The organism is Streptomyces sp. NPDC046465, assembly GCF_040646035.1.
In the GTDB taxonomy this organism is placed as follows: Bacteria; Actinomycetota; Actinomycetes; order Streptomycetales; family Streptomycetaceae; genus Streptomyces.
Map to the genome: position 1 here is coordinate 382,006 of NZ_JBEYZK010000002.1, position 16,856 is coordinate 398,861.

Genomic DNA, 16,856 nt, shown 5'->3' on the forward strand with positions numbered 1-16,856 from the left:
CTCCTAGCGCTTCTTGTTCGACTTGCGGCGACGGACGATGTACTTGTTGCTCGCCTTGTTGCGATCACGAGTACGACCCTCCTTCTGACCCCACGGCGAGACCGGGTGACGACCACCGGAAGTCTTGCCTTCACCACCACCGTGCGGGTGGTCGACCGGGTTCATCACGACACCACGCACGGTCGGGCGAACGCCCTTCCAGCGCATACGGCCGGCCTTGCCCCAGTTGATGTTCGACTGCTCGGCGTTGCCGACCTCACCGATGGTGGCGCGGCAGCGCACGTCGACGAGACGGATCTCGCCGGACGGCATACGAAGGTGCGCCATGGCGCCTTCCTTCGCGAGCAGCTGCACCGAGGCACCGGCCGAGCGGGCGAACTTCGCGCCGCCGCCGGGCCGCAGCTCGATGGCGTGGAGGGTCGTACCGACCGGGATGTTGCGCAGCGCCATGTTGTTGCCGGGCTTGATGTCGGCGCCAGGGCCGCTCTCAATCCGGTCACCCTGCTGCGTGCCACGGGGGGCGAGGATGTAGCGCTTCTCGCCGTCCGCGTAGTGCAGCAGCGCGATGCGCGCGGTGCGGTTGGGGTCGTACTCGATGTGCGCGACCTTGGCCGGCACACCGTCCTTGTCGTGACGACGGAAGTCGATCACGCGGAAGGCGCGCTTGTGTCCGCCACCCTGGTGGCGAACGGTGATCCGACCGGCGTTGTTACGGCCGCCCTTGCTGTGCAGCGGGCGAACCAGCGACTTCTCCGGCGTGGACCGCGTTACCTCGACGAAGTCGGCGACGCTGGAGCCACGACGGCCCGGCGTAGTCGGCTTGTACTTGCGGATTCCCATTTCTCAGTCCTCGTCCGATATTCGGACCAGGGCACTCCGTTAGGAGGCCTGGCCGAAGATGTCGATACGGTCGCCCTCAGCAAGGGTCACAATCGCGCGCTTGGTGTCGGCACGCTTGCCGAAACCACTCTTGGTGCGCTTGCGCTTGCCCTGGCGGTTGATCGTGTTGACGCCGGTGACCTTGACCGAGAAGACCGCCTCGACGGCCTGCTTGATCTGGGTCTTGTTGGCGCCGGGGGCCACGATGAACGTGTACTTGCCCTCGTCGAGCAGCGCGTACGACTTCTCGGAGACGACCGGCTTGACGAGGACGTCGCGCGGGTCCGAGAAGGACTTGCTCAGCGGGGTGGGCTCAACAGCGATCTTGCCCTCGGTCGCGATGCGCTTCGCCTTGGCGACGCGCGCGGCCTTGGCGGCCTTCGCAGCCTTGGACGCGATGCTCTGGTGACGGATAGCCATCAGGCTTCGCTCCCTTCGGTCTCATCGGCCTTGGGGCCAGACACGAAGGACTCGAAGGCGGCCTTGGTGAAGACCACGTCGTCCGAGACGAGCACGTCGTACGTGTTCAGCTGGCCCGGCTCCAGGATGTGCACCTGGGGCAGGTTGCGGGCGGAGAGCAGCGAAGTCTCGTCCGCACGGTCGATGACCAGGAGCACGTTCTTGCGCTCGCTGACCTTGCCGAGCAGCGTCTTCGCGGCCTTCGTGGAGATGTCGCCCTCGACCACGTTGGTGACAACGTGGATGCGAGCGTTACGGGCCCGGTCGGTGAGGGCGTGGCGCAGGGCCGCGGCCTTCATCTTCTTCGGGGTCCGCTGCGAGTAGTCACGCGGCTGCGGGCCGTGGACGACGCCACCGCCGGCGAACTGCGGCGCACGGGTCGAACCCTGGCGCGCGCGGCCGGTGCCCTTCTGGCGGTACGGCTTCTTGCCGCCACCGCGGACTTCGCCACGACGCTTGGTCTTGTGCGTGCCCTGTCGGGCAGCGGCCAGCTGGGCGACGACGACCTGGTGGATCAGCGGAATGCTGATCTTCTCGACGTCGAAGATCTCCGCGGGGAGCTCGACCGTCCCGGTCTTGTCGCCTGCCGGCGAAAGGATGTCAATGGTGCTCATGGGTTACCTCAGGCCCCCTTGGCCGCAGTACGGACCAGGACGAGGCCGCCGTTCGGACCAGGAACCGCGCCCTTGATGAGGAGCAGGCCCTTCTCCGCGTCAACGGCGTGGACGGTCAGGTTCTGGGTGGTGACCCGCTCGCTGCCCATGCGGCCGGCCATGCGCTGGCCCTTGAAAACACGGCCGGGCGTGGCGCAGCCACCGATGGAACCGGGCTTGCGGTGCACGCGGTGGGCACCGTGGGAGGCCTTGCCACCGGCGAAGTTGTGACGCTTCATCACACCGGCGAAGCCCTTGCCCTTGCTCTTGCCGGTGACGTCGACCTTGATACCGGCCTCGAACGTCTCGGCAGTCAGCTCCTGGCCGAGGGTGTACTCGCTGGCACCAGCGGTACGGATCTCGACGAGGTGGCGACGGGGGGTCACGTCGGCCTTGGCGAAGTGGCCCTTGAGGGGCTTGTTCACCTTGCGCGGGTCGATCTCGCCGAAGGCGATCTGGACCGACTCGTAGCCGTCGCTGTCATTCGTACGGACCTGGGTAACGACGCAGGGTCCGGCCTTGACCACGGTCACCGGGACGACACGGTTGTTCTCGTCCCAGACCTGGGTCATGCCGAGCTTCTCGCCCAGGATGCCCTTGATCTGCTTGGTCATCTTCTCCGCGCCCTTCAGAGCTTGATCTCGATGTCAACGCCGGCCGGAAGGTCCAGGCGCATCAGCGAGTCAACGGTCTTGGGGGTCGGGTCGAGGATGTCGATCAGGCGCTTGTGCGTGCGCATCTCGAAGTGCTCGCGCGAGTCCTTGTACTTGTGCGGCGACTTGATGACGCAGTACACGTTCTTCTCAGTGGGCAGCGGCACCGGGCCCGCGACCGACGCACCAGTACGCGTCACCGTCTCGACGATCTTCTTCGCCGAGGAATCGATGACCTCGTGGTCGTAGGCCTTGAGCCGGATGCGGATCTTCTGTCCCGCCATGGCTACCTAGTAGTCCTTTGTCTCGAACGCTCTGGCTCCCGATAGGCCCTTTTTTCTACTTCCTCCGACCCACGCGGTCGGGCGTGTCGCAGTCCCGTTCACACAGTTCTCCCGAAGGAGAATCCCTGCTAGGGGCTGCGGCCCTTAATGACCGCGGGTCCGGGGGAAGAAACCCACCGGGCGCCTGGCCGAGCCACCGCACCGCACTTCCCGAAAGATTCCCGTACGTCCGCCCCATCGCTGCCTCCAAGCCCTTACGGGCCCTTCGACAGATAAGGCGACGAGTACTGTGGGACTCGCTTCCGGTCCTCCCGGCGGGAGGCGCGCAGCATCGGCACTCAACCGAGCAACCAGGACAGTCTGCCATACGGGGCATGTCCTGTGCCAATCGAGCGGTAGAGCGTACCCGGTGGGTGACGGAGATCAAACCCGGGGTGCGCCCGGCGCGCCGAAGCTCCGGAGCCAGCCCGAGAGGCGTACGCCAGGGCGACCACACCTCACGCCACCGGAACCCGATCCCCCGCGCTCCGGTAAGACAGGCGACTACCCCCCAAGAAACCTGAGGGGTAAAGGACCCCACCAAGCCCCACCAAGCCCCACCAGGCCCGGCCGGTCCGCGAAGAGCCATGCCCACGCCCGCTCACTCCCCCGAGTGAACATCACCCGCCGGGCTGGCTTTTCGACCCCCCAACTCCCCTACGCTCACCGCAAACAACCCCGATAAACGCGACGGCCCCCGCCGGGACTGGCATCCCGAGGCGAGGGCCTGACCACCGAGGAAGAAGCCCTTCCCGATGGATATCCAAAACCCTAGCGCGCCCCCGCGCGCCAAGTCCGCCTACGGCGACAACAAACCCCTCGCAAGGGCGACCGGACCCCGCAGAGCCGACGCGCACGCGCCCCCCACCGCGGCCCGGCGCCGACCATCTGGCATCACCCACGAGAACACCCGCCACACCACCCGCTTCACGGTGATCGGCAATCACCTCACGCAGCACCAGGAGCTCTCCCTCCTGGCGATCGGCCTGGCCTGCCACATCCAGTCGCTGCCCGCAGGCGCCCACGTCGACATCAAGACCCTGACGGCCCGCTTCCCCGAGGGATCGGCCCGCATCGCCGCGGCACTCCGCGATCTCGAGACCCACGGCTACCTGCGCCGCGACCGCGAACGCACCCCCGCGGGCCGCATCGTCACCCGCACGACGTCCTGCAACCAGCCACGCCCCGCCCCCCGTCAGCACGCCCCGTCGCCACCGGCTCACCCCGAAGAAGCGCAGGCCACGCAGGCACCACCCGGGCCGCCCGTACCAGCCCGCAAAGCCCCCCGCCCCCTCCCGGCGGTCCCGCACCCCACCTGCCCGGCCCCGCCCCTCCTCGACGAGGCGGCCGACCTCCTGACCGGCCTGCGCCACCAGGACCCGCGCCTGATCCTGACGGCCCGCGACACGGCCCACCTGGCCACGGGCGTCGCAGCCTGGCTGGAACGAGAGGTCCCCCTGGAGGCCGTCCGCCACGCCCTCACCCACGACCTCCCGCCAACGGCCCTGCGCCGCCCGGCCGCCCTTCTTGCCCACCGCCTGACGGCCCTCCTCCCACCCGCACCGGCCTTCCGCGCCCCGCCGGAAACCGGGCGGCACCCCCTCCAGAACTGCGACACCTGCGACCGCGCCTTCCGCGCCCCGGGACCGGGCCTCTGCGGCGACTGCCGCACGGCTGAGAAATCGGCGACTGACCTGATGCACACCCACTGACCAGGGGAAACACTCAACAATGTTCGGGTCTGCCCATCCCGCGAGCCCCAGGCGACTAACCTGGCCAGTGCACTCCCGGGAGGACCTTATGAGCACGCAGGCCGACCACGGACACGAGCTGGCACCCCGCCCTGAGCACACCCCCGACGCTCTGCGCGCCGCCCTGGCCCTCGTTGCCCCCGCGCGCCTGCCGGAGATGCAGCGGACCAAGGACGAGGCCTTCGCCAAGGCCGTCGAGTGGCAGTCCCTCAGCCCGGTGCAGAGCTGGGTCCTCACCTGGGCCCGGGACATCGAGATCGCGCGCCGCCCCGACCTGTCCTCCCGGCACGCCCGCGCGACGCGGGACCTGGAGCACGAAGACGCGGCAGTCGCCCGGGAAGCCCTACGTGAGCTGAGCACGGTCCTCGACGAGGCCATGAAGGCAGTACGGGCTTGAGCTGGAGCTGGGAGTACGCCTTCGCGGCGGAAGAAGCCGCCCGCACCGCGCCATCAGCGTTCCTCGCCGAAGTGAAGCGCAAGGCCGACGAAGTGGTCAGAGCCGCCGCGGCACTGCACGTACACGGCCGCAGTCACAAGGGCGTCGATCCGAAGGGGGGCGACATCACCGTCCCCGGCGGCATGTTCCGCTACCAGATCGTCGTCCGCAGCGAACGCGTTTACGTCGTCCAGCTCACCTACCTGGGCTTCTGAAACCGCACGCCCTCCACGCGCACCCCACGCAAAAGGGCCCGTACGACCGAAGTCGTACGGGCCCTCCCGTTACCGCGTGTACTGCTGTGCTCTCAGTTCAGAGCAACCGGGTTACCCCGATCAACGCGCAAGCGAGAAGCTTACTTGTTGATCTTGGTGACCTGGCCGGCGCCGACGGTCCGGCCACCCTCACGGATGGCGAACTTCAGGCCCTCTTCCATCGCGACGGGCTGGATGAGCTCAACGGTCATCTCAGTGTTGTCGCCCGGCATGACCATCTCGGTGCCCTCGGGGAGGGTCACGACGCCGGTCACGTCCGTGGTGCGGAAGTAGAACTGCGGGCGGTAGTTGTTGAAGAACGGGGTGTGACGGCCACCCTCGTCCTTCGACAGGATGTAGGCCTGGGCCTCGAACTCGGTGTGCGGCGTGACCGAACCGGGCTTGATGATGACCTGGCCGCGCTCGACGTCCTCGCGCTTGATGCCACGGAGGAGCAGACCGACATTCTCACCGGCCTGGCCCTCGTCGAGCAGCTTGCGGAACATCTCGATGCCGGTGACCGTGGTGGTGGTCTTCTCGGTCTTGATGCCGATGATGTCGACGGTCTCGTTGACCTTGAGGACACCGCGCTCGATACGACCGGTGACGACGGTGCCACGACCGGTGATCGTGAAGACGTCCTCGATCGGCATCAGGAACGGCTTGTCGACGTCACGCTCGGGCTCCGGGATGGACTCGTCGACAGCCTTCATCAGGTTGAGGACGGACTCACCCCACTCCTTGTCGCCCTCGAGCGCCTTGAGCGCCGAGACCTTGACGACCGGCAGGTCGTCGCCCGGGAACTCGTACTCGGAGAGGAGCTCACGAACCTCGAGCTCGACGAGCTCCAGGATCTCCTCGTCGTCCACCATGTCGGCCTTGTTCAGGGCGACAACGATGTACGGAACGCCGACCTGGCGGGCCAGGAGCACGTGCTCCTTGGTCTGCGGCATCGGGCCGTCGGTGGCGGCAACCACGAGGATCGCGCCGTCCATCTGCGCGGCACCCGTGATCATGTTCTTGATGTAGTCCGCGTGCCCGGGGCAGTCGACGTGCGCGTAGTGACGCGTCTCCGTCTGGTACTCGACGTGCGCGATCGAGATCGTGATACCGCGCTGACGCTCTTCGGGAGCCTTGTCGATCTGGTCGAAGGCCGAGGCCTCGTTCAGCTCGGGGTACGCGTCGTGCAGCACCTTGGTAATGGCGGCCGTGAGGGTCGTCTTACCGTGGTCAATGTGACCGATGGTGCCGATGTTGACGTGCGGCTTAGTCCGCTCGAACTTTGCCTTCGCCACTGAATCCTCCTGCGGAGTGGTTCTGTACGCCTTGCTTCATCGGCGCCAGGTGATCTTTGCTGGGAAGCCAGCCGCCGGGGTTCTGGCCCTGGGGTTCGAACCCCGGCGGATGGTGTCAAGCCTAAAGCGTGAACTCGGGTGAGTTACTCGCCCTTGGCCTTCGCGATGATCTCCTCGGCGACGTTCCGCGGAACCTCGGCGTAGGAGTCGAACTGCATTGAGTAGCTTGCGCGACCCGACGTCTTGCTGCGGAGGTCTCCGACGTAGCCGAACATCTCCGAGAGGGGCACGAGGCCCTTCACGACGCGAGCACCGCTGCGCTCCTCCATGGCCTGAATCTGGCCACGGCGGGAGTTGATGTCACCGATGACATCGCCCATGTAGTCCTCGGGCGTGGTGACCTCAACGGCCATCATCGGCTCGAGCAGCACGGGCTTGGCCTTACGCGCGGCCTCCTTGAAGGCCTGCGAACCGGCGATCTTGAAGGCGAGCTCGGAGGAGTCGACCTCGTGGTAGGCGCCGTCGAGAAGCGTGATGCGAACACCAGTCATCTCGTAGCCCGCCAGGATGCCGAACTGCATGGCCTCCTGCGCACCGGCGTCCACCGACGGGATGTACTCCCGCGGGATACGGCCACCGGTGACCTTGTTCACGAACTCGTACGACGCCTCGCCGCCCTCGATGGGCTCGATCGCGATCTGCACCTTGGCGAACTGACCGGTACCACCGGTCTGCTTCTTGTGGGTGTAGTCCACGCGCTCGACGGCCTGACGGATCGTCTCGCGGTACGCGACCTGGGGCTTGCCGACGTTCGCCTCGACGCGGAATTCGCGCTTCATGCGGTCGACGAGCACCTCGAGGTGAAGCTCGCCCATACCACCGATGATGGTCTGGCCGGTCTCCTCGTCCGAGTGAACCTGGAAGGAGGGGTCCTCCTCCGAGAGCCGCTGGATGGCTACACCCAGCTTCTCCTGGTCACCCTTGGACTTCGGCTCGATGGCGACCTGAATGACCGGCGCCGGGAAGTCCATGGACTCCAGGATGACCGGCTTCTTGTCGTCACACAGCGTCTCACCGGTGGTGGTCTGCTTCAGGCCCATGACGGCGACGATGTCACCGGCGCCCACCGACGCGATCTCCTCACGCTTGTTCGCGTGCATGCGGTAGATCTTGCCGATGCGCTCCTTCTTGCCCTTGACGGAGTTCAGCACCGCGGTGCCGGCCTCCAGGCGACCGGAGTAGATCCGGACGAAGGTGAGCTTGCCGAGGTGCGGGTCGCTCGCGATCTTGAACGCGAGCGCCGACAGGGGCTCCTCGTCGGACGGCTTGCGCTTGACGACCGTCTCCGGGTCCTTGACGTCGTGGCCCTCGATGGCCTCGACGTCCAGGGGGGACGGCAGGTAGCGCACGACGGCGTCGAGCAGGGGCTGGACGCCCTTGTTCTTGAACGCCGTACCGCAGAAGACGGGGGTGACGGTGGTGTCGCCGCCCTTGCCCGACGCGATGGTGATGCGACGGATCGCCGCGTACAGCTGCTCCTCGGTGGGCTCCTGGCCCTCGAGGTACAGCTCCATCATCTGCTCGTCGTTCTCGGCGACAGCCTCGAGCAGCTTGCCGCGGTACTCGTCGGCAGCCTCGGTGTGCGTGTCGGGGATGTCGACGATGTCGTAGGCCTCGCCCATCTTGGTCTCTGCGGACCAGACGAAGGCCTTCATCGTGACGAGGTCGACGACGCCCTTGAAGTCAGCCTCTGCGCCAATGGGCAGCTGCATGACGATCGGGGTCGCACCGAGGCGGTCGACGATCATGTCGACGCAGCGGTGGAACTCGGCACCGGTGCGGTCGAGCTTGTTGACGAAGCAAATACGCGGGACGCCGTAGCGGTCCGCCTGACGCCACACGGTCTCGGACTGCGGCTCGACACCGGCGACGCCGTCGAACACCGTCACGGCACCGTCGAGCACGCGGAGCGAACGCTCCACCTCGACGGTGAAGTCGACGTGGCCCGGGGTGTCGATGATGTTGATGGTGTGGTCGATGTCGTTCATCGGCCAGTGACAGGTGGTGGCAGCAGAGGTGATCGTGATGCCACGCTCCTGCTCCTGCTCCATCCAGTCCATGGTCGCGGCGCCGTCGTGAACCTCACCGATCTTGTACGACACACCCGTGTAGAACAGGATCCGCTCGGTGGTCGTCGTCTTGCCCGCGTCGATGTGGGCCATGATGCCGATGTTGCGCACCTTGGCCAGGTCAAGTGAAGTGGTAGCCATATCGGCTCAGTCTTCTCTCGGTCTCGATGGGGGTAGCGACTACCAGCGGTAGTGCGCGAAGGCCTTGTTGGACTCGGCCATCTTGTGGGTGTCCTCGCGCTTCTTCACAGCGGCACCGAGGCCGTTGGAGGCGTCGAGGAGCTCGTTGAGCAGACGCTCGGTCATGGTCTTCTCGCGACGGGCGCGGGAGTAACCGACCAGCCAGCGCAGGGCGAGCGTGTTCGCACGGCCCGGCTTGACCTCGATCGGGACCTGGTAGGTCGCGCCACCGACACGGCGGGACTTGACCTCGAGGGTCGGCTTGATGTTCTCGAGCGCGCGCTTGAGGGTGATGACCGGGTCGTTGCCGGTCTTCTCCTTCAGGCCTTCCATGGCGCCGTACACAATGCGTTCGGCGGTGGAGCGCTTGCCGTTCAGCAGCACCTTGTTGATGAGGGAGGTCACCAGAGGAGAACCGTAGACCGGGTCGATGATGACCGGGCGCTTCGGGGCGGGGCCCTTACGAGGCATTCTTACTTCTCCTTCTTGGCGCCGTAGCGGCTGCGGGCCTGCTTGCGGTTCTTGACACCCTGGGTGTCAAGGGAGCCGCGGATGATCTTGTAACGAACACCAGGCAGGTCCTTCACACGGCCGCCACGCACGAGCACGATGGAGTGCTCCTGCAGGTTGTGTCCCTCACCCGGAATGTAGGCCGTAACCTCGATCCCGGAGGTCAGACGCACACGCGCGACCTTACGGAGGGCCGAGTTCGGCTTCTTCGGGGTGGTCGTGAACACACGCGTGCAGACGCCACGGCGCTGGGGCGAACCCTCGAGTGCGGGCGTCTTGTTCTTCTCGACCTTGTCCTGCCGGCCCTTACGGACCAGCTGCTGGATCGTAGGCACTACTTCTCCGGTTTCTGTGTGCCGAATAGGTAAAGCTAACCTGGAACATCTCCGACCCACGCGGTCGGGTGTGTCGAATACTGCAGACTCCCGCCGCAAGGCGGAAAGTGGGCGCAGATCACGGTGGCCGTAGTTGGACTCCCGCAGCGGTTGAGGACACGCGCGCGAGCCCAGGCACACCCCAGGCACAAGGTCTGAGCGTACCTACCTCATCGAGTCTGGTCAAAACAAATGCAGTCCACCGCGACACGCCGGACTTCTCGCCCAACCCAGAACACCCTTCGGCGGCCGATCCTGCCCGTTCAGTGCACAGAGGACGCTCACTTTGAGTAACTTGATCGTTCCGCTGGACGATCGGGGGCCCCATGACGGCAGTGCACTTACCCGGGGACGACGGCCTGGACGACCGCGTCCCGTTCCTCGCCCGCCTGGAGAGTGCCGAGCGCTCCGCTCTTCTCGCGCTCGGCCACGAGCTGAGCTTCGGGCAGCGCATCCAGCTCCTGCACCAGAACGAACCGTCCTCGCACGTCCTGCTCGTCCTGCACGGCTGGACCAAGGTGACCGCGGCGGCCGCCAACGGCTACGAGGCGCTGCTCGCCCTGCGCGGTCCCGGCGACATCATCGGCGAATCCGCCGCACTGACCGGGCGGCCGCGCTCGGCGACGGTGACCGCGCTGGAGCCCGTTCGCGCGGCAGCCGTCGAGCACGAGCGCTTCACGGAATTCCTCGGTCGCTCCCCCGCCGCCTCGTTCGCCCTGCTCGGGCTGACCTCCGACCGCACCAGGGCCGCCGACCGGCGTCGCCTGGAGTTCGCGTCCATGAGCGTCAAGGAGCGGTTCGCCGCCCTGCTGCTCGATCTCGCCCGTACGCACGGGCGCCGTACGGATGAGGGCATCGAGCTCGCCGTACCGCTGAGCAAGCAGGAGCTCGCCGGGTCCGTCGGGGCGTCCAGGGAGATGGTGCAGCGGCTGCTCAAGGAGTTGCGGGACCGCGGCGCCGTGACCACCGGACGGCGCGCCCTCGTGATCATGCGGCCGGACGTACTGCGGCGCATCGCGCGCACCGAGCGGCCCGGACCTCGATGAGCGGGCCCCGCTGAGCAGGCCCCGAAGGGCAGGCCCCGATGACCGTCTTCGGTGACCGGGGGTGACCTTTCCCTCCCCCAGAGCGACTCTGTGCACACGGTCACACTTCGAGTGCGTCATCCGCCCTCACCACGGGGAGCCGGCCGTCGGCACGCTGCAGGTCGACGCAACTCCCCGAGCGAAGGGCGAACATGACCGACCCCGTGAGCCGCACCATCCTGCTGCTCGACATCGAGAAGTACAGCGACCGGGACGACGTCGAACAGGCGTATCTGCGGCGCATGTTGTACGACATCACCGACCGCGCCCTGGAAAGCGCGGACATCGACGAAACCCTGCGGCTCCGCGCCGACCGCGGCGACTCCGTAATGGAGCTGATCGACGCCAACGCCTCGGTGCACGCCCTGCTGCGCGCCCTGCTCGGCGAGGTGCCCGCCCAGCTGCGGGCGGTGAACCGGATGGCGTCGAGCTCCGCACAGATCCGGCTGCGCGCCGTACTCGCCACCGGGTACGTCGCCGTCGACGAGCTCGACGGCTGGGTCGGCTCCGATCTCAACCACGCCTGCCGACTGCTGGACGGCGACGTACTGCGGGCAGCACTGCGGGAGCGTACGAACGACTTCGCCCTCTGTATCTCGGAGGACGTGCACGCGGGGATCGTGCGGCACGACAGGCCCGGCGTTCCGGCCGACCAGTTCCACCCCGTGACGGTGGCCAGCAAGAACGGACCGCTGCGGGCGTGGCTGCACGGCCCTGTGCCCGCCGGGACCGACGACCACTGTGAGCGCGGGACAGGGCAGCAGGCCCCCGCGCCGCGGAACACCGGCCCCGCCTTCACCTTCAACGGCGGATCGCCCAGCTTCGGCGGCTCCCTGGTCGGCGGCGACCAGCACGGGGTGTCCGGCGGGACGGTGCACGGCGACGTCCGGCTGGGCGGCACGGACGCCCGGCACGGTGAGGACGCGTGAGCGCGTACGCCGAACAGCGAGCGGATCAGGAGCGCCCCGCAGCCCCCGCCCCCGCCCCCGCCCCCGACGGCAGCGAGCCGCCGCCCCAGGACGCCGCCGGGCAGCAGGAGGAGCCCGACGAACCGCAGGAAGCCCATGCCGCGCGACGCGAACTCATCGAGCACACCCCCGAGTTCATCCTCGGCGCCTCGGCCGCCTTCGGCGGCTCCCTGGTCGGCGGCGACCAGCACGGCGTGTCCGGCGGCCAGGTCGCGGGCGACGTCTACCTGGGCGGCAGGACCGAGCACCACCACCACGGTCCCGCCGGGCCCCGGCACGCGTCCGGCGAGATCCCGCGGGCCGAACTCGACAAGCTCGCGGCGGTCTTCGCGGAGAGCGACTCCTTCGGTCCCGCCCTCGAACGCCTGACCCGCGAGCGGGTGGTGATCCTCACCGGAGCGCACTCCACCGGGCGCAGGGCCGCCGCCCTGATGCTGCTGCACCGGATCGGTGTCCGGGCCGTGCGGGCTCTGGACCCCGACGTGTCCCCCGCCGCCCTGCCGGACCAGATCACCGGGGCGCACGGGCACGTGCTGTGCGAGCTCGCCCTCAGCCGGGGGCGTCCGCTGCGCGAGCACCACGTACTCGCCGTGCGGGAGCGCCTGCGCGAACACGACGGCTACCTCGTCGTGACCGCCGAGCGGTCCGCCGCCCTGCACGGTGTCGGCACCGCGCGGTGGGAGCCTCCACGGGCCGCGGACATCCTCCACAACCACCTCGGCCACCTGCTCGGCGGGACCGGCTCCGACGAGGCCGCCGGGCTCGACGTGGCGCGCGACTTCCTAGCCCACGACCACCGGCCGCAGGAGCTGGCCGACTTCGCCGCACGGCTCGCCGACTTCCACCGCGGCGCCGCGTCCCTGAACGAGCTCGCGGGGTTCAGCAGGGCCACCGTCGAGCAGCAGGTGCGGCAGTGGTTCGACGACGCGGCGACCGACCTGCGCGCCAAGGCGTTCCTGATCTCCCTCGCTGTCTTCGACCAGGCGCCTTACGCGCTCGCCGCCGAGCTCGGCGACCGGCTCTTCGCGGAGCTCCAGCTGACCGAAACCCCCGAGGAGCCCGCGCGGATCCCGGTCTTCGGTCCCTCCCCCGCCGAGCGCCTGCGGCTTGCCCGGGCCCGCGGCTACGAGGAGAACGAGGCCACTGAGTGGGGCCCCGTCCCGCAGCTGATGGCCGAGTACGAGGACTCGCGCACCGCCCGCGTCCTGCTCGAGGAGGTGTGGACCGGGCACCCGTCCGCGCGCCCCGCCCTGGTCCGCTGGATCAAGCAGCTCGCCGCCGACCGCCGCCCCGTCGTACGGACCCGGGCAGCCGCCTGCACCGCGATGCTCGCCGCCGCCGACCTGCCCTCGGCCATGGCGCAGCTCATCGACGGCTGGGCCACCACGCGCGCCTTCGCGCCCCGACTCATCGCCGCGAACGCGCTGACCCTGGCGCATCTCCTCGGCGTCGGCGCCGTCCCGCGGATCCTCACCCGGTGGTGCACCGATCGGCACTACGCCCGCCGCTGGACCGCGATCCGCGGCTACGCCCTGCTCGCGCCGCTCAGCCCCGACCAGGCGCCCGCCGCCCTCGACGCGCTCGCGGGCCGGGCTCGCACCGACGCGAGCAGCGAGTACGAACAGGACCAGCTCGCCCAGTCCGCGGCGCTGCTCCTCGCCGCCGGAGACCGCACCGAGATGCTCGGCTCGCTGGCCGCCCTCGGCCGCCAGGAATCACCCGCCGTCCGCTCCTTCGTACTCTCCGCCTTCGTCACGGCCTGCGCGCACACCGACGAGGACGGAGTGCTCGCCTGGTTCACCGAAGAGGGCGCGCACAGCCCGGACGGCATCCGCGATTTGGCCACGCTCTGGCGCCTCGCGCTCAACGACCGTGCCCGTACGCGGGCCGCCCTCGGCGCGCTGCGCTCCTGGGTGTACGAGGCCGAACGGCGTGCCGAGACCGAGTTCGCCCTCGCCACTTTGCTGCCCGAGCTCATCACCGACGGCGAGGACCTCGCCCGGCTCAGCCATCTGCTGCGCACCGTGCCGGGCCGCCGCGGCGGGCCGCCGCCCGAAGTCGCCGGGCGCCTGATGACCGTACTGACAGCCCGCTCACCGAGGAGTTGAACACATGGCGGACTTCCGCCGCCCGCCCGAGTGGCAGCAACAGGCCGACCGGCATACACAGTTGATCGACCCAGTCCTCACCGTTCGGCCGGTCTCACGCTTCGAGTTCACCCGCCGCACCGCCACCGGGATCGACCACGCCCTGGTCTTCACCACGGCCAAGGGAACGTACGACGCCTTCATCGCCCCGCACCGGCCCACCCGCGGAGATGTCGCGTCCCAGCGCTACACGGCCGTGTACGAGGTCGACATGGGGCTGCACACCGTCCATCTGGACTTGGAGCTGCCCAGCGACGACGATGCCTTCACCTTCTCCGCGAGCGTAGACCTGAGCTGGCAGGTCGCCGATCCCACGCGGTATGTGACGAGCGGCGAGCGCAACGTCCCCCACAGGCTGCACGGAGAGCTGGAACATCTCGCGCGGCCGCTCACCCGGGGCCACTCCATAGAAGAGAGCCCTGCGGCCGAGTCCAGCGTGCAGCGCGCCGTCGACTCCGTGCCCGGCGGCTTCGCCTCCGCCATCGGACTGCGCGTCGGCTGCGCGGTACGGCTACGGCTCGACGAGGCGGCGATCGCACACCGCAGACAGCTGCGGAACATCCGGTACGCCGGTGAGCTCCTCGACCCGGAGCACGCGCTGCGGATGCGGGCGCAGCACCACGACCACGAGGTGGAGCTGTTGCGGACCCAGCAGGCACGGGAGATCCAGACCCAGAAGATCGAGTTCTACCAGTACCACCTGCAGCGGGGCGGCGTCGCGGCCCTGTCCCTGCACCTGTCCCAGCACCCCGAGGACACCCAGCTCGTCGCCGACCACGTACTCAATGACCAGCGCCAGATGGTCCAGGTCCAGACCGACCTGGCCAAACAGCTGCTCAACAGCGACGAACTCGAGGACTACCAGAAGGAGCAGCCCCGGCGCCTGGCCATGCAGGTCGCCAACGACATCCTCAACCAGCGGCTGCCCGGCGTCGCCCCGGACCCGGCGCCCGCGCCGCCCGCGCCGCCCGCGCCACCCGAGGACCGGCCTCGGTGACAGCCACTGATCCGTCGCTCACGCACACCTGCTCGGCGGTCGGGGAGCGTCTGCTCGTCGACCTCCGCGCCGAGATCGGCAGGGCCGACAGCAAGGCCTCCGTCCTGGTGGCCGCGCTCGGCCTGACCGGCGGGGTCTTCAGCGGGCGGCTCGCGAGCAGCGAGTGGACCCCGGGCAGGCTCGGCCCGCCCGGACAGGTCGTGTGGTGGCTCGGCACGATCAGCCTGATCCTCGCGCTGTTCTCCCTGCTGATGGCCGTCCTGCCGCGCTACCGCGGTACGCCGTGGACTCCGGGCAGGCCCCTCACGTACTTCGGCGACATCCGGCTCGCCGCCCGTACGGGCGGCCTCGCCGACGCGCTGGCCGAGACCGCGCGTGACCCGTCCCTCGCACTGCTCACGGCCCTCGACGAGACCAGCAGGATCGCCGTCCGCAAGCACCAGTGGATCCGCACCGGCCTGATCGCCTTCTGCGCCGGCACCGCCCTGATCCCGGCTTCTCTGCTCATCGGCTGACCCGTCCCCACCCGACCAAGGACCCTCATGACGCACCCGCCGCAGGAGCCCCCGTACCCGGGCGCCCAGGCCGCCCCCTCGTACCCGACAGGCGAAGCCACCGCCCCCTCGTACCCCCAGGAACCCCGATACCCCGGCGAGCAACAGCCCTCAGCGCCCTCCGCTGAGCCGTACTACCCAGGGACGCAGCCACCCTCGTATCCGCAGAGCCCGCAGCCCCAGCCCCAGCCCCAGCCCCAGCAGCCGCCCCTGCCCCACCCCCACGAACTCACCCTCGGCCAGCGCCGCGTCCACCTCGCCGAGCATCAGCGGGGTGCCGACGTCACCGCCATCGGCGGACTGCTCCTGCACGTGCCGAACTTCCTCTGCAGCCTCGTGATCGTCGGCATGCTCGCGCTCTTCTTCGGCGGCGTCGGACTGGTCCTCGTCCTGGTCTGGCTGCTGAGCGGCCTGCTCATCTTCAACCGCGCCGCCGAGGGCATCATCGCCCGCCATCTGCTGCGCCTGCGCTATCCCACCCAGGAGGAGCGCGCCCGCCTCGAGCCCGTCTGGTACGAGGTCACCGCACGCGCGGGCGTACAAGCCCGTACGTACCAGCTGTGGATCGAGGACAGCGACGACCTGAACGCGGTGGCCGCGGCGGGCCACATCGTCGGCGTCACTCGGTTCGCCGTGGCGGGCCTGCCCTCGGGCCAGCTCGCCGCTGTCCTCGCGCACGAGCTCGGCCACCACATCGGCGGCCACTCCTGGTCGTCGCTGCTCGGCTACTGGTACGCGCTGCCCGGCCGCCTCGCCTGGCGCGTGGTGCGCGGCGTCGCCGCCGGCGTCCGCCGCTTCTCCGGCTGTGTGTCCTGCGTCGGCGCGGGAATCCTGATCATGGTCTTCGGCAGCCTGGTCCTGGTCACCGTGCAGACGCTGTACGGCCTTCCGCTGCTACTCCTCGCCATGCCGTACGCCATCGCCGCGATGGGCCGCCGCGCGGAACTCCGCGCCGACCAGCAGGCGGCCGCCCTCGGTTTCGCGCCGATGCTGGTCGAGGTCCTGGACCAGATGGAGCGCGCCGAACACGCGGCGCTCCCGATTGGCAGCAACGCGCGGCCCCAGCGGGAATCGCTGGCCCGGCTCCTCGCCTCACACCCCGACCACCACACGCGCCTGCACCACCTGCAGCCCTACCTGCAGCCGAGGGGCTGACCCGGTCCGCACCGCGTCGCACCCGGATACGCCAAAGGGCGGCCACCCCGTACG

18 protein-coding genes are annotated in these 16,856 nt (G+C 68.9%); 9 read left to right on the forward strand and 9 right to left on the reverse strand.

Translation table 11 applies throughout. From position 1 onward, the window contains the following. Positions 1 to 3: 3 nt before the first annotated feature. From rplB to rpsJ, 5 genes are read right to left on the reverse strand one after another with little or no spacing between them, the layout of a single operon-like run. A complete protein-coding gene (gene rplB / locus ABZ953_RS04770; RefSeq protein ID WP_361716676.1) occupies positions 4 to 840 on the reverse strand; it encodes a 50S ribosomal protein L2 in 837 nt (278 codons plus the stop codon). A 39-nt stretch (positions 841 to 879) separates the two neighbouring features. Further along, the gene (gene rplW, locus ABZ953_RS04775) at positions 880 to 1,299 is read right to left on the reverse strand and encodes a 50S ribosomal protein L23 (protein WP_361716679.1); all 420 of its coding nucleotides are present in this window, start codon (positions 1,297 to 1,299) and stop codon (positions 880 to 882) included. After that, positions 1,299 to 1,952 carry a 50S ribosomal protein L4 gene (rplD, locus tag ABZ953_RS04780; protein ID WP_356251647.1) on the reverse strand — a complete coding sequence of 218 codons (654 nt, stop codon included), beginning with the start codon at positions 1,950 to 1,952 and terminating at the stop codon, positions 1,299 to 1,301. The genes rplW and rplD overlap by 1 nt, the downstream gene beginning before the upstream one ends. Before the next feature lie 8 nt (positions 1,953 to 1,960). Continuing rightward, positions 1,961 to 2,605, reverse strand: a complete 645-nt coding sequence (rplC, locus tag ABZ953_RS04785; RefSeq protein ID WP_055564825.1) for a 50S ribosomal protein L3 — start codon at positions 2,603 to 2,605, stop codon at positions 1,961 to 1,963. Between the two features lie 14 nt (positions 2,606 to 2,619). Next, positions 2,620 to 2,928 carry a 30S ribosomal protein S10 gene (rpsJ, locus tag ABZ953_RS04790; RefSeq protein WP_003948644.1) on the reverse strand — a complete coding sequence of 103 codons (309 nt, stop codon included), beginning with the start codon at positions 2,926 to 2,928 and terminating at the stop codon, positions 2,620 to 2,622. 794 nt (positions 2,929 to 3,722) lie between these two features. Between rpsJ and ABZ953_RS04795 the strand changes: the two genes are divergently transcribed. From ABZ953_RS04795 to ABZ953_RS04805, 3 genes are all read left to right on the forward strand, one after another. After that, a complete protein-coding gene (locus tag ABZ953_RS04795) occupies positions 3,723 to 4,679 on the forward strand; it encodes a helix-turn-helix domain-containing protein (RefSeq protein ID WP_361716684.1) in 957 nt (318 codons plus the stop codon). Positions 4,680 to 4,767: 88 nt separating this feature from the next. Continuing rightward, positions 4,768 to 5,115 carry a hypothetical protein gene (locus ABZ953_RS04800; RefSeq protein ID WP_361716687.1) on the forward strand — a complete coding sequence of 116 codons (348 nt, stop codon included), beginning with the start codon at positions 4,768 to 4,770 and terminating at the stop codon, positions 5,113 to 5,115. Further along, positions 5,112 to 5,369, forward strand: a complete 258-nt coding sequence (locus tag ABZ953_RS04805; protein WP_361716690.1) for a hypothetical protein — start codon at positions 5,112 to 5,114, stop codon at positions 5,367 to 5,369. The genes ABZ953_RS04800 and ABZ953_RS04805 overlap by 4 nt, the downstream gene beginning before the upstream one ends. Positions 5,370 to 5,509: 140 nt before the next feature. Here ABZ953_RS04805 and tuf read toward each other — a convergent pair whose 3' ends face one another. From tuf to rpsL, 4 genes are all read right to left on the reverse strand, one after another. Further along, positions 5,510 to 6,703, reverse strand: a complete 1,194-nt coding sequence (gene tuf, locus ABZ953_RS04810) for an elongation factor Tu (protein WP_360768512.1) — start codon at positions 6,701 to 6,703, stop codon at positions 5,510 to 5,512. Between the two features lie 143 nt (positions 6,704 to 6,846). After that, a complete protein-coding gene (gene fusA / locus ABZ953_RS04815; protein WP_361716693.1) occupies positions 6,847 to 8,973 on the reverse strand; it encodes an elongation factor G in 2,127 nt (708 codons plus the stop codon). Positions 8,974 to 9,012: 39 nt separating this feature from the next. Next, positions 9,013 to 9,483: a 30S ribosomal protein S7 gene (gene rpsG / locus ABZ953_RS04820; protein WP_055553483.1), complete on the reverse strand. Its 471-nt coding sequence runs from the start codon at positions 9,481 to 9,483 to the stop codon at positions 9,013 to 9,015. A gap of 2 nt (positions 9,484 to 9,485) precedes the next feature. Beyond that, positions 9,486 to 9,857, reverse strand: coding sequence for a 30S ribosomal protein S12 (gene rpsL, locus ABZ953_RS04825; RefSeq protein ID WP_003948652.1), 372 nt, complete (start codon positions 9,855 to 9,857; stop codon positions 9,486 to 9,488). Positions 9,858 to 10,222: 365 nt separating this feature from the next. On the opposite strand from rpsL, the gene ABZ953_RS04830 reads away from it, so the two are divergent. The 6 genes from ABZ953_RS04830 to ABZ953_RS04855 all read left to right on the forward strand — a co-directional run bounded on the left by ABZ953_RS04830 (position 10,223) and on the right by ABZ953_RS04855 (position 16,802). Continuing rightward, on the forward strand, positions 10,223 to 10,942 hold the full coding sequence (locus ABZ953_RS04830; RefSeq protein ID WP_361716697.1) for a Crp/Fnr family transcriptional regulator: 720 nt from the start codon (positions 10,223 to 10,225) through the stop codon (positions 10,940 to 10,942). Between the two features lie 191 nt (positions 10,943 to 11,133). After that, entirely contained in the window at positions 11,134 to 11,910 is a 777-nt protein-coding gene (locus ABZ953_RS04835; protein WP_361716700.1) for a hypothetical protein, read from the forward strand. Beyond that, a complete protein-coding gene (locus tag ABZ953_RS04840) occupies positions 11,907 to 14,057 on the forward strand; it encodes a hypothetical protein (RefSeq protein WP_361716703.1) in 2,151 nt (716 codons plus the stop codon). Before ABZ953_RS04835 ends, ABZ953_RS04840 begins: the two co-directional genes overlap by 4 nt. 4 nt (positions 14,058 to 14,061) lie before the next feature. Next, entirely contained in the window at positions 14,062 to 15,093 is a 1,032-nt protein-coding gene (locus ABZ953_RS04845) for a PE-PGRS family protein (protein ID WP_361716706.1), read from the forward strand. Next, entirely contained in the window at positions 15,090 to 15,608 is a 519-nt protein-coding gene (locus tag ABZ953_RS04850; protein WP_361716709.1) for a Pycsar system effector family protein, read from the forward strand. Before ABZ953_RS04845 ends, ABZ953_RS04850 begins: the two co-directional genes overlap by 4 nt. 27 nt (positions 15,609 to 15,635) lie before the next feature. Beyond that, positions 15,636 to 16,802, forward strand: coding sequence for a M48 family metalloprotease (locus ABZ953_RS04855; RefSeq protein WP_361716712.1), 1,167 nt, complete (start codon positions 15,636 to 15,638; stop codon positions 16,800 to 16,802). Positions 16,803 to 16,856: the final 54 nt, after the last annotated feature.

What these genes read in the sequence shown, in the direction of transcription:
- rplW (WP_361716679.1), bottom strand. Translation starts at nt 1,299, where the DNA reads ATGGCTATCCGTCACCAGAGCATCGCGTCCAAGGCTGCGAAGGCCGCC.
- ABZ953_RS04835 (WP_361716700.1), top strand. Translation starts at nt 11,134, where the DNA reads ATGACCGACCCCGTGAGCCGCACCATCCTGCTGCTCGACATCGAGAAG.
- ABZ953_RS04795 (WP_361716684.1), top strand. Translation starts at nt 3,723, where the DNA reads ATGGATATCCAAAACCCTAGCGCGCCCCCGCGCGCCAAGTCCGCCTAC.
- rpsJ (WP_003948644.1), bottom strand. Translation starts at nt 2,928, where the DNA reads ATGGCGGGACAGAAGATCCGCATCCGGCTCAAGGCCTACGACCACGAG.
- rplD (WP_356251647.1), bottom strand. Translation starts at nt 1,952, where the DNA reads ATGAGCACCATTGACATCCTTTCGCCGGCAGGCGACAAGACCGGGACG.
- ABZ953_RS04800 (WP_361716687.1), top strand. Translation starts at nt 4,768, where the DNA reads ATGAGCACGCAGGCCGACCACGGACACGAGCTGGCACCCCGCCCTGAG.
- ABZ953_RS04845 (WP_361716706.1), top strand. Translation starts at nt 14,062, where the DNA reads ATGGCGGACTTCCGCCGCCCGCCCGAGTGGCAGCAACAGGCCGACCGG.
- ABZ953_RS04830 (WP_361716697.1), top strand. Translation starts at nt 10,223, where the DNA reads ATGACGGCAGTGCACTTACCCGGGGACGACGGCCTGGACGACCGCGTC.
- fusA (WP_361716693.1), bottom strand. Translation starts at nt 8,973, where the DNA reads ATGGCTACCACTTCACTTGACCTGGCCAAGGTGCGCAACATCGGCATC.
- rpsG (WP_055553483.1), bottom strand. Translation starts at nt 9,483, where the DNA reads ATGCCTCGTAAGGGCCCCGCCCCGAAGCGCCCGGTCATCATCGACCCG.
- ABZ953_RS04855 (WP_361716712.1), top strand. Translation starts at nt 15,636, where the DNA reads ATGACGCACCCGCCGCAGGAGCCCCCGTACCCGGGCGCCCAGGCCGCC.
- rplB (WP_361716676.1), bottom strand. Translation starts at nt 840, where the DNA reads ATGGGAATCCGCAAGTACAAGCCGACTACGCCGGGCCGTCGTGGCTCC.
- rplC (WP_055564825.1), bottom strand. Translation starts at nt 2,605, where the DNA reads ATGACCAAGCAGATCAAGGGCATCCTGGGCGAGAAGCTCGGCATGACC.